9 protein-coding genes are annotated in these 9,307 nt (G+C 44.1%); 4 read left to right on the forward strand and 5 right to left on the reverse strand.

All coding sequences use genetic code 11. The features are described from left to right. Positions 1–126 precede the first annotated feature (126 nt). Entirely contained in the window at positions 127–1,584 is a 1,458-nt protein-coding gene (locus G8O23_RS15065; RefSeq protein ID WP_166366323.1) for an NAD(P)-dependent malic enzyme, read from the forward strand. A 37-nt stretch (positions 1,585–1,621) separates the two neighbouring features. On the opposite strand, the gene G8O23_RS15070 is transcribed toward G8O23_RS15065, so the two are convergent. The 3 genes from G8O23_RS15070 to G8O23_RS15080 all read right to left on the reverse strand — a co-directional run bounded on the left by G8O23_RS15070 (position 1,622) and on the right by G8O23_RS15080 (position 4,590). Beyond that, positions 1,622–2,389 carry a tRNA lysidine(34) synthetase gene (locus G8O23_RS15070; protein ID WP_166366325.1) on the reverse strand — a complete coding sequence of 256 codons (768 nt, stop codon included), beginning with the start codon at positions 2,387–2,389 and terminating at the stop codon, positions 1,622–1,624. Positions 2,390–2,404: 15 nt separating this feature from the next. Continuing rightward, the gene (locus G8O23_RS15075; RefSeq protein ID WP_166366327.1) at positions 2,405–3,700 is read right to left on the reverse strand and encodes an L-cysteine desulfidase family protein; all 1,296 of its coding nucleotides are present in this window, start codon (positions 3,698–3,700) and stop codon (positions 2,405–2,407) included. 206 nt (positions 3,701–3,906) lie between these two features. Beyond that, positions 3,907–4,590 carry a head GIN domain-containing protein gene (locus tag G8O23_RS15080; protein WP_166366329.1) on the reverse strand — a complete coding sequence of 228 codons (684 nt, stop codon included), beginning with the start codon at positions 4,588–4,590 and terminating at the stop codon, positions 3,907–3,909. A gap of 166 nt (positions 4,591–4,756) precedes the next feature. Here G8O23_RS15080 and msrB point away from each other — a divergent pair, with 166 nt between their 5' ends. From msrB to G8O23_RS15095, 3 genes are read left to right on the forward strand one after another with little or no spacing between them, the layout of a single operon-like run. Then, on the forward strand, positions 4,757–5,218 hold the full coding sequence (msrB, locus tag G8O23_RS15085) for a peptide-methionine (R)-S-oxide reductase MsrB (protein ID WP_219932556.1): 462 nt from the start codon (positions 4,757–4,759) through the stop codon (positions 5,216–5,218). Then, positions 5,205–5,822, forward strand: a complete 618-nt coding sequence (locus G8O23_RS15090) for an LON peptidase substrate-binding domain-containing protein (RefSeq protein WP_166366331.1) — start codon at positions 5,205–5,207, stop codon at positions 5,820–5,822. Before msrB ends, G8O23_RS15090 begins: the two co-directional genes overlap by 14 nt. A gap of 53 nt (positions 5,823–5,875) precedes the next feature. Next, a complete protein-coding gene (locus tag G8O23_RS15095; RefSeq protein ID WP_166366333.1) occupies positions 5,876–6,325 on the forward strand; it encodes a hypothetical protein in 450 nt (149 codons plus the stop codon). A gap of 4 nt (positions 6,326–6,329) precedes the next feature. Here the strand turns inward: G8O23_RS15095 and G8O23_RS15100 are convergent, their stop codons facing one another. Further along, on the reverse strand, positions 6,330–7,697 hold the full coding sequence (locus G8O23_RS15100; RefSeq protein WP_166366335.1) for a serine hydrolase domain-containing protein: 1,368 nt from the start codon (positions 7,695–7,697) through the stop codon (positions 6,330–6,332). Positions 7,698–7,883: 186 nt separating this feature from the next. After that, complete coding sequence (locus tag G8O23_RS15105) at positions 7,884–8,915, reverse strand: threonine aldolase family protein (RefSeq protein WP_166366337.1); 1,032 nt, start codon at positions 8,913–8,915, stop codon at positions 7,884–7,886. Between the last annotated feature and the right edge of the window lie 392 nt (positions 8,916–9,307).

Below are 9,307 nucleotides of genomic sequence, written 5' to 3' on the forward strand. Positions count from 1 at the left end.
TAATTACATGAGGTTGAATGATTCTGTTCTGGGTATTTAAAATAACAAACGCTTGAGTCGCACAATTTTTTTTGTAATTTGTATGATATTTACCTCGAAAAACTAACCAAACCAAGCTTACCTGTTATGGAAAATATTAGTGTAAAACTCGAAAATTTGGGAAATATATTCCCCAACAACTGGAGCCAAGAACAAATAGCCAAGGGTAAAACAGTGTTTTTGAAACGCTTATCGGAGCTTGCTCACAAGCATTACAGTGGTAAAATTCAGGTAGTACCTAAGGTTCCTGTGCCCGGTTTTAACTGGTTCAACGTGTGGTACACCCCTGGCGTATCGAAGGTATCAACCACTATCAGAGAGAACTACGACGCTTCCTTTGATCTTTCGAACCGAGGCAATCTGGTGGCCGTTGTTAGCGACTCAACCCGCGTGCTGGGCGATGGAGACTGTACTCCCCCCGGTGGATTAGGTGTAATGGAAGGTAAAGCGTTTCTGATGAAATACCTTGGTGGCGTAGATGCCGTTGCGCTTTGCGTTGATAGCAAAGGGAAGGATGGAAAGAACGATCCTGATAAAATAATTGAGTTTGTGAAGATGTGCCAGCACAGCTTTGGTGCTGTGAACCTAGAGGATATCTCGCAACCCAACTGCTTTAAGGTGCTCGATGTGCTCCGCGAGGAGTGCCAAATCCCCGTATGGCATGACGATGCCCAGGGCACTGCATGCGTTACCCTAGCCGGGCTTATTAATGCCTTAAAATTGGCTGGTAAAAAGATGAGTGAGGCCAAAATCGTTTTCTTTGGCGCCGGGGCATCTAACACCACCATCGCTCGTCTTATTATTGCCGATGGAGGGGAACCTAAAAATATGATAATGTTCGACTCAAAGGGAACGCTCCATACTGACCGAGCCGACATAAAAGCCGACCCCAGATTTTATCGTAAGTGGGAGCTATGCGAGAGTACTAACCCCAACAAGGTGCAAACCATGGAGGAAGCCATGAAAGGTGCCGATGTACTTATATCGCTTTCCACTCCTGGTCCCGATACAATAAAGAGGGAATGGGTTAGCCTAATGGCCCCCAAATCAATTGTATTTGTTTGCGCCAATCCTGTACCCGAAATATACCCCTACGCTGCAAAAGAGGCCGGGGCATTTATAGTAGCCACCGGACGAGGCGATTTCCCAAATCAGGTGAATAATTCACTCGGTTTCCCCGGAATTCTTAAGGGTGCGCTAATTGTAAGAGCTCAGAAAATAACTGATGAGATGGCCATTGCTGCTGCCCACTCATTAGCGAAGTATGCCGAGAAGCGTGGAATTGACCCCGAGAACATTACCCCCACCATGGATGAGGCTGATGTGTTCCCTGTTGAAGCAGCCGATGTGGCCATGCAGGCCATTAAGGATGGGGTTGCTCGTAGAGAAGTGACTTGGGATGAGGCCTATCAGATTGCAAAAAAGGATATTGAGTACTCGCGTTCGCTAACACATTCGCTATGCGATAATGGTTTTATTACCGAACCCCCTCAAGAGATGCTACAGGATGCGTTGGAGTATACTAAGAAGCAGATTGAAGGATAATTTGTTTATAAAGCAGTCTAGCCTAGCCCTCTAAATACTATCGTTTAGGGGGCTTTCTCTTTTCCATTTTGGGAACGATATAATCTCCGTAAATATTACCCATGGCTCTGAATATGTTCTCACGAGCGCTTCTATTCAGCTTATCCATAGTTTTAAGCAGCTCGCGCGCTTGCTTTCGGTTGGTCTCGTCCTCGTGAGGACAAAGACTAACCTCATCGGGGAAGGCCAAATGCTGCGAGTATTTAACCAACTCCCTGTCGTGCACCAGTATTAGCGGCCTAATGGCAAAAAGCTCGCCATCGAACATGCTCAGCTTGGGAGGGATGGAGCTGATGGAGGAGTGATGAATCATATTCATAAGCAGTGTCTCCACGGCGTCATCGAGATGATGGCCAAAGGCCAATTTTTTGCAGCCTCGCTCACGGGCAATGCTGAATAGCTCCTTGCGTCGCTTCCAGCTGCAAATAAAGCATGCGGGTTGACGCTGGTCTGGCTTGAAATCAACCACAATTTGCCTAAAGTGCAGCGGAATGGAGTGCTCATTGCAATAACGCTTCATAAACTCCTCGTCGGCTTTGTAAGGCATATCCGATGCCTGTACATGACAAGCCTCTACTCTAAACTTATCGGGTAAACTCCTATTCAAATGAACCAGTAAGTCGAGCAACGCGTAGCTATCCTTGCCCCCCGAAATGCCAACCATCACCCCATCGTCCTTATCGATAAGCTGGTAGTTATAAATTGCTGATTTAACCTTGCTCTCGAGCTTTTTTACGATGTAGGCACTACGAGGATTAAAAATCATAGATAAGAATACAGATTACTTTTTCGAAACCATTATTTGTAGCAGTAGCTCATCGGTATGGCTCATACCCTTTGAGCCCACCTCGCCAAGGTTCTGGATGGTTTTCTCCACATCATCCTCGATAATTCCATCGTTGGATGAGATAACAATGCCCTCGAGGGCAAGTAAAGCCGACTGTATTGCTGAGCCAACACCGGAGCTCACCTTTAGGGCACAGCCCTCCTTGGCACCATCGCAAATCATACCGGTTACGTTACCTATCATATTCTTAATGGTGTAGCCCATCTCCTTACTACCGCCACCCATTAGGTAGCAAACCCCACAGCCAGCGCCAGCAGCAGCCACCACACAACCACATAGAGCCGATAATCGGCCCAAATATCGCTTAATATGAATAGCTGTTAGGTGCGAGAGCACAAGTGCACGTGCCAATTTTTCCTGGTTGGCTTTCAATCGAACTGCTGTAGAGTAAACTGGAAGCGTTGCGGTAATCCCTTGGTTACCACTACCCGAATTGCTCATTACAGGCATTGCACAACCGGCCATACGAGCATCGCTGGCTGCTGCTGTGAGCAGCATGGCGTTATTCATTACATCATCGGAAAGCACGCCGTTATCGACATACTTCTTAAGCTTTTTGCCCACCATTAAGCCGTACTCATTGGTTAACCCCTCCTGGGCAATCTTCAGGTTGTAATCAACGGTTTGAAGAATAAATTCAATGTCGGCAAAAGGAACAGTTGTGGAGAAGTTGAATATCTCATCGATGGAAAGAGGAACAACAATAGTCCCCTGCTTTCCTGTATTCTCGTTTGTTGAGCCATTAATCTCTGCGCTACACTCCAGCACCTCGTCGTTTAGCTCAACCCTTGATATATTTGAATGCTTAGTGGTGATAATAGCTTTAGCCACATTACCATTGCTCCCCGAGCATATTGCCTCAATGTACAGCTTTTCGGTATCCTTCTTCACCCCCACCTTTATCATATCGCTATCTACCAACTGCTTAGCCTGCTCCACCACCTGCGGAGTAACCCCTTTAAGCACTTCGAGGCAATCCGATGAATTACCATATACCGCACCAAGGGCAGCAGCAATGGGTAGGCCAGTCATACCTGTTCCCGGTATTCCCACTCCCATTCCGTTTTTGAATATGTTGGGACTAAGAAGTAACTCTACCTGCTGAGGATGCTCACCTAGCACTTCACGTGCCTTTGCCACAGCAAGCGCAACGGCAATGGGTTCAGTACACCCAAGGGCTGGAACCACCTCGGTTTTAAGCAAATCGATGTAAGCCTGAAAAGTCTGCATTTCGCCACAATTTTAGTTAGATGAGATATTATGGCAAAAGTATCAACATGTATAAAAAAACACATGCTAATTGTCAGGATAATAAGGTGTTTTTAAGCATTAAATATTGCATCCTCGGTATAACTTGCTTATAACCGTTTCACTATACTCACAGCAAGTTTGCAAAACAGTTCGGTAAACTGTACACTATACAAGTGTAAACTCACCTACTGCTCAATAATTGTTGCCCCAATTCCCGTCTGAATACGCTTCTCCAGGGTCGATTCGGAATAGGTAAGTGAGCCGCCAGTTCGCACGTTGGCTTCAATGAGCTCGTTGGCAAAAACCTTGGCCACACCCCGCGAGCCTACCGAAACGAAAGCGCTATCGGCATCGAGGGAAGTTGCAGAAAGGGTTCCAGCAGTGCGAACCTGTGCCTCGTAGGAGCCCACCTTGCCCCCTAATCGAATTGAACCGCCAGCACCAGCAGTTAAATCAAGGGTTTTTAGGTTAACCTCGGCATCAATCTGAGCATTTGTTGTTGCGGCAAAAGTTATCTTATTACCTGATATTGTATCCTGAAAGCTAACACGTGCCGAGGAGGAAGCATCAACCTCCCAAAGCTGGGTGTACGTTAAATAGACCTCAACCGTATAATCTCGGTGAATCCCTCTGCTTAGACCAATGTTCAGCGTTTTACCTTTTACCTCCACTTCAACATTCTCAATACCAATACCACGAGCAATTATTTTGGCCTCGTGTTTATCGCCTTTGGTGGGGTAAACATTTACTCCATTAGTCACCTTTAGCTTATCGAATTGATCCAAAGCCAAAACTTTGTTGAACTCCTGAGCAAAAGATTGTGAAAGCATAAGAGTTAAAAACATCGCAAATAACACTATCTTTTTCATATACAAATATTTACAGTTTATAAATCGGTGTATAATTATAACCCTAAAGGTAGGAGGATATTGTTAAAGCTTAGTAATTATTTTTGATGATATTGATTAATGCTAACAGTATTTAACGTGAACAAAAAATGGCAATTCCTGTTAATCAACTAGTAAAAGAGATAATATGAGATTGTGGATTACAGTAATAATGGTTATTGCCATAGCAATTCCCATTAAAGCACAAGAGAGTAAAAATATGAGCGAAAACGAGCTTAGATCAAGGTTAACCCCCATGCAGTTCTTTGTTACCCAGGAAAAGGGTACCGAAAGGCCGTTTACGGGCGAGTACTGGAATCTATTTGACAGGGGTAAGTACCACTGTATAGTTTGCGATGCAGAGCTATTTGAATCGGACACCAAGTACGACTCAAGCTGTGGTTGGCCCAGCTTTTTCGACTCGAAGTTCAAAGACAATATTACCGAAAAACCCGACTATAGTCACAGCATGATAAGGACAGAGGTTGTATGCAAAGAATGTGGGTCACATCTGGGGCACGTGTTCAACGATGGGCCAAGACCAACGGGTATTAGGTACTGTATAAATTCAGCATCACTAAAATTTAAGCCACTGAATGAAAAGAAGTAAAATGAAACCATCGATATATAGACTTTCGGCATTTCCGCTAAACCTTATCCTGCTGCCCGGCGAAGAGATTCCTTTGCGGATCTTTGAACCTCGCTACAAGCAGCTTATAACAGAGTGTTTGGAAACAAAGCAGAGCTTTGGCATTCCATTTTTAGGTGAGAACGGAATGACCGAGATAGGAAGCGAGGTAGTTGTTACAAAACTTGTTGGGCGCAATGCCAACGAGGATATGGTGATTAGCATTAAGGGAATATCGCTGTACAAAACCATCGATTTTTTCCCTGTGCTCCCCGATAAACTTTATGGTGGAACTGTTTCGGAGCTACTAAGTGCTGACTTTAGCACCACAAATCCCGAGGTTGCCGTTAGGGTTAAGGCATTAAAGCTTAACCTAAGCAATGAGCTGGGTACGCTCATCGTGTCCGACAGCATTAATATGCTAGATATTGCCCGATCGCTCATGCTAAAATCGGAGGAGAAATATAAACTACTTACCCTTACCAGCAAGGTAGATAAGGAGCAGTTCATTATAAACCAACTTCGCTTTATGGAGCTTATACGCTCACAGGAAACAAAGCTCGAGAATAACTTTTCGTTGAACTAGTAGTTCTATATCTTTTTGCTAAATTAGCTACCAGCAAACCAAATGCTGGACTGATGAAACTTCTAAACTACATCAAGCTAACAAAAGTAAATATTGTTTACGATGACCATGAATTTACGCTAAGCCGAAAGACCAAGGATTACCTTATGGCCCTTCTTTCGTCATCATTTATAGCCGCTTCGTATGTCTTCAATACTCATCTATACTCATCCATTGGTAAAAAATGGGGGTTATACTTTTTTGTGCCAATACTAGTAGTTAGCCTTGGATACTTTGCTGTAACACTGGTACAGTATATTGAGTCGAGACGTTTAAAGGACAAATGGTTTCGGTACACAGATTTAAAACTGGTTACCCTACAAGAGAAAGGGGATAATTACAATGTGACCTTTACGCTTACCAGCGAATCTGTAAAAGGTATAACAATAGAAAACGACTTGTACTTTCGGCAGTTTCTAAGCCTAATTAAGAAGAAAGGCGTTTCGGTAACAACGATGGAGTAAAGGTTTAAACCAAATTACTGAAATCCCAGCTGGGTTTCCACTCCTCTTGAGTCATCTCATCCCCTTCACCTACCTCAACAAAATTCTGGTTATTGATACTATTGGGGTTGAAAAGGTTAATGCTTGGCCAGCTATCAACCCCTCTCAAAGTACGCGCCATCATCCTATTCACCTCGTAGGGGAATCGGGCTCCCACCCAAGGACTTGTATTGGTAATAAAAACGTAGGTTAGGCCATTGCTCTGCGATATGGCTAAGGCCGATGTACCTGCAAATGATCCGGTACGCCACTTGGCACCACTACGCGATACCCACCGCCACCCCAACGGATGAAATCCGGGCTCGTTATTAGTTAGCTCCCTAATAGATTTTTTAGAAAGGATAGTCTCCTTCGAGTATAAATCGATGGATAGCAAAAACTTAGCAAGACTTACAGAGGAAATAACCCATCCCCCAGCAGCGCCAAGTGTTCTAATATCATTTCCGCCCCTACTCTTAAGCACTTGCATTGCCTGGCCATCGAACGAAGGGACAAGCTCGGCCTCGGGAACTTCGTAGTACCTAACCTCTAAGGGGTACCTGAGGCTATCATGGTTATGCGCAATAAAAGCATCGAAAACCCCAATGGGGTTGAAAATATTTCTTTTCACATAGCTCTCATACGAAGTCTTAGCCACCCTTTCTATTACACTTTCAAGAATAAGATACCCGAAGTTATTGTATGAGCATCGGGCTCCTGGCGTGAAGTGCAGGCGTTTACCGAGTGTAAACTCAATAATATCGTCTTTGCCAAGTGGCAGTTCCTTGTTCAGCTGCCTAGCAATGGATTGGTTCATAAATAGATGATCGCCCCAACGGGTGGTCCACCCAGCCGAATGATTAAGTAGCTGCTTAACGGTTATTTCCTCAACACGCTCATCGATATAGCCACGAAACAGTGGATTGTTGAGCACCCCATCCTCACCAAAAACCTTTTGGTTCAAACCCAGCTTACCATCCTCAACCAGTTTCATCACAGCAGCTGCAGTAATCAATTTCGATACGCTGGCCACCCTAAGCAAGTGGTATGGCTGCATTTCAATCTCATTCTCCACATCGGCATACCCGAAGCCCTTAGCATAAACCAACTTGCCCTCATGGGCAATGGCAACCGATGCTCCTGCCACACCCCAACTTCTGATAAACCTATTAATTGACCTTTCGAACCACATTAAATCCTCTTCAATAAGGATATCGTTGGATAGGTACTCATTTGAAAAGGGAGTAAAGTCAAATTTCTCTTCAGAGGGGTGCGACCTTAACGAATTGTTAAAGGTTATATCGAATAGAATAAAGAATGTAACTAGTATAGGGGTAAAAATCTTCCGAATCATACAACAACTTAAAAAAATTTAAAAATATCTGCTTGCAAAGTAACTCATATTAAGCAAGAAAGTCAAGTAATTGGCGACTAATATATCAACAGCAAGCAAAGTGGCTGCTTCGCAAATGGCAAAGCAGCGCCAATCCAATAAACAACAATCAGAATTTAAAATGGTTGGAGACCGAAAAGGATGAAGCTACAACAGCGATTTAAGCGTACTAACAAAGCCTTTTATGTCATCCTCGGTTGTATCCCATGAGGTCATCCAGCGCACTTCGGAGCGTTCCTCATCCCACACGTAGAAGAAATACTCCTGTTGCAATTTCTCAATTATTTCCTTTGGGATAATTGCAAACACGCCATTCACATCAACCGATTGGGTGATGGTAACCTGCGGTACAGACTTGAGTTCCGAAGCCAACAGCTTGGCCATTTTATTAGCGTGTTCTGCAGTTTGTCTCCACTGGTTGTATTGGATATAGGCCGAAAATTGAGCCGAGATGTAACGCATTTTTGAGGCTAGCTGCAATCCCTGCTTGCGGGTGTACATGAATCCCTCGGCCAGCTCGGGACGAAAGAATACAACGGCCTCGCCGTACATCATTCCATTCTTAGTGCCTCCAAACGATAGGATATCTACACCTGCATCGGTTGTAAACTGCCTAAAGCTCATGCCCAATGCAACAGCAGCATTGGCTATGCGCGCACCATCCATATGCAGGTACATATTGTGCTCGTGGGCATAATCGGCAAGGGTCTTCACCTCATCGGGGGTGTATAGCGTTCCCAGCTCTGTTGGCTGAGAAATGGAAATAATCTTTGGCTGCGAGTGATGCTGAAAACCAAAGCCATGCATATGCTTCTTAACCAAATCAACCGTAAGCTTTCCATCGGGGGTTGGTACGGTTAGCAACTTGCAACCCGAAAAACGCTCGGGTGCTCCACACTCATCAACATTAATATGAGCCGTTTCGGCACAAATAACAGCGTTGTATGGTTGAGTTGCCGCTTTTATTCCGAGCACATTGGCAGCCGAACCAATAAACACGAAAAACACCTCCACATGCTCACCAAACTCCTTACGAAATAGTTTGATGGCTTCCTCAGTGTAAGGATCATCTCCATAAGCTATGGTATGACCGCCATTTACGCTAGCCATAGCATTTAGTATGTTAGGATGTACTCCTGAATTATTATCGCTGGCAAAGCCTCTTTTATTTGTTGTCATGATGAGTGATATGTTTGGTTGACTGACTGATTGATTGATTGCCTGCCTGCCTCTGGCAGGATTGATTGCCTTAGGCTGGATTGAGTGATTGGTAAACGTTATTCCAACTGCCAACTGCTTTTTGTCAACTTTGAAAAATGAGTTTAAAGTTCATAAAGTTTGGAATAGATTGGTTGATTGAGTTAAAGCATAGTTTTTATGTTTGATATTACTTGTCTAGTCTACCGTAATATTGACGAGTGATGTTGGATAACCAGCTTGTCTTCTGTCTTTCTACTGTCAACGCAAAGACTCTAAGGCGCAAATAACTAATCTGTTAAACACATAAAATAATATTTCCTAATGTACAAAGGACGCAACCAACCTCTTTAGGCACTTAAAACTCTAGGCAA

The sequence above is a fragment of the Perlabentimonas gracilis genome (assembly GCF_011174675.1).
In the GTDB taxonomy this organism is placed as follows: domain Bacteria; phylum Bacteroidota; class Bacteroidia; order Bacteroidales; family Tenuifilaceae; genus Perlabentimonas; species Perlabentimonas gracilis.

Coding starts and splice junctions, on each gene's coding strand:
- G8O23_RS15065 (WP_166366323.1), top strand. CDS start 127: ATGGAAAATATTAGTGTAAAACTCGAAAATTTGGGAAATATATTCCCC.
- G8O23_RS15070 (WP_166366325.1), bottom strand. CDS start 2,389: ATGATTTTTAATCCTCGTAGTGCCTACATCGTAAAAAAGCTCGAGAGC.
- G8O23_RS15075 (WP_166366327.1), bottom strand. CDS start 3,700: ATGCAGACTTTTCAGGCTTACATCGATTTGCTTAAAACCGAGGTGGTT.
- G8O23_RS15080 (WP_166366329.1), bottom strand. CDS start 4,590: ATGAAAAAGATAGTGTTATTTGCGATGTTTTTAACTCTTATGCTTTCA.
- msrB (WP_219932556.1), top strand. CDS start 4,757: ATGAGATTGTGGATTACAGTAATAATGGTTATTGCCATAGCAATTCCC.
- G8O23_RS15090 (WP_166366331.1), top strand. CDS start 5,205: ATGAAAAGAAGTAAAATGAAACCATCGATATATAGACTTTCGGCATTT.
- G8O23_RS15095 (WP_166366333.1), top strand. CDS start 5,876: ATGAAACTTCTAAACTACATCAAGCTAACAAAAGTAAATATTGTTTAC.
- G8O23_RS15100 (WP_166366335.1), bottom strand. CDS start 7,697: ATGATTCGGAAGATTTTTACCCCTATACTAGTTACATTCTTTATTCTA.
- G8O23_RS15105 (WP_166366337.1), bottom strand. CDS start 8,915: ATGACAACAAATAAAAGAGGCTTTGCCAGCGATAATAATTCAGGAGTA.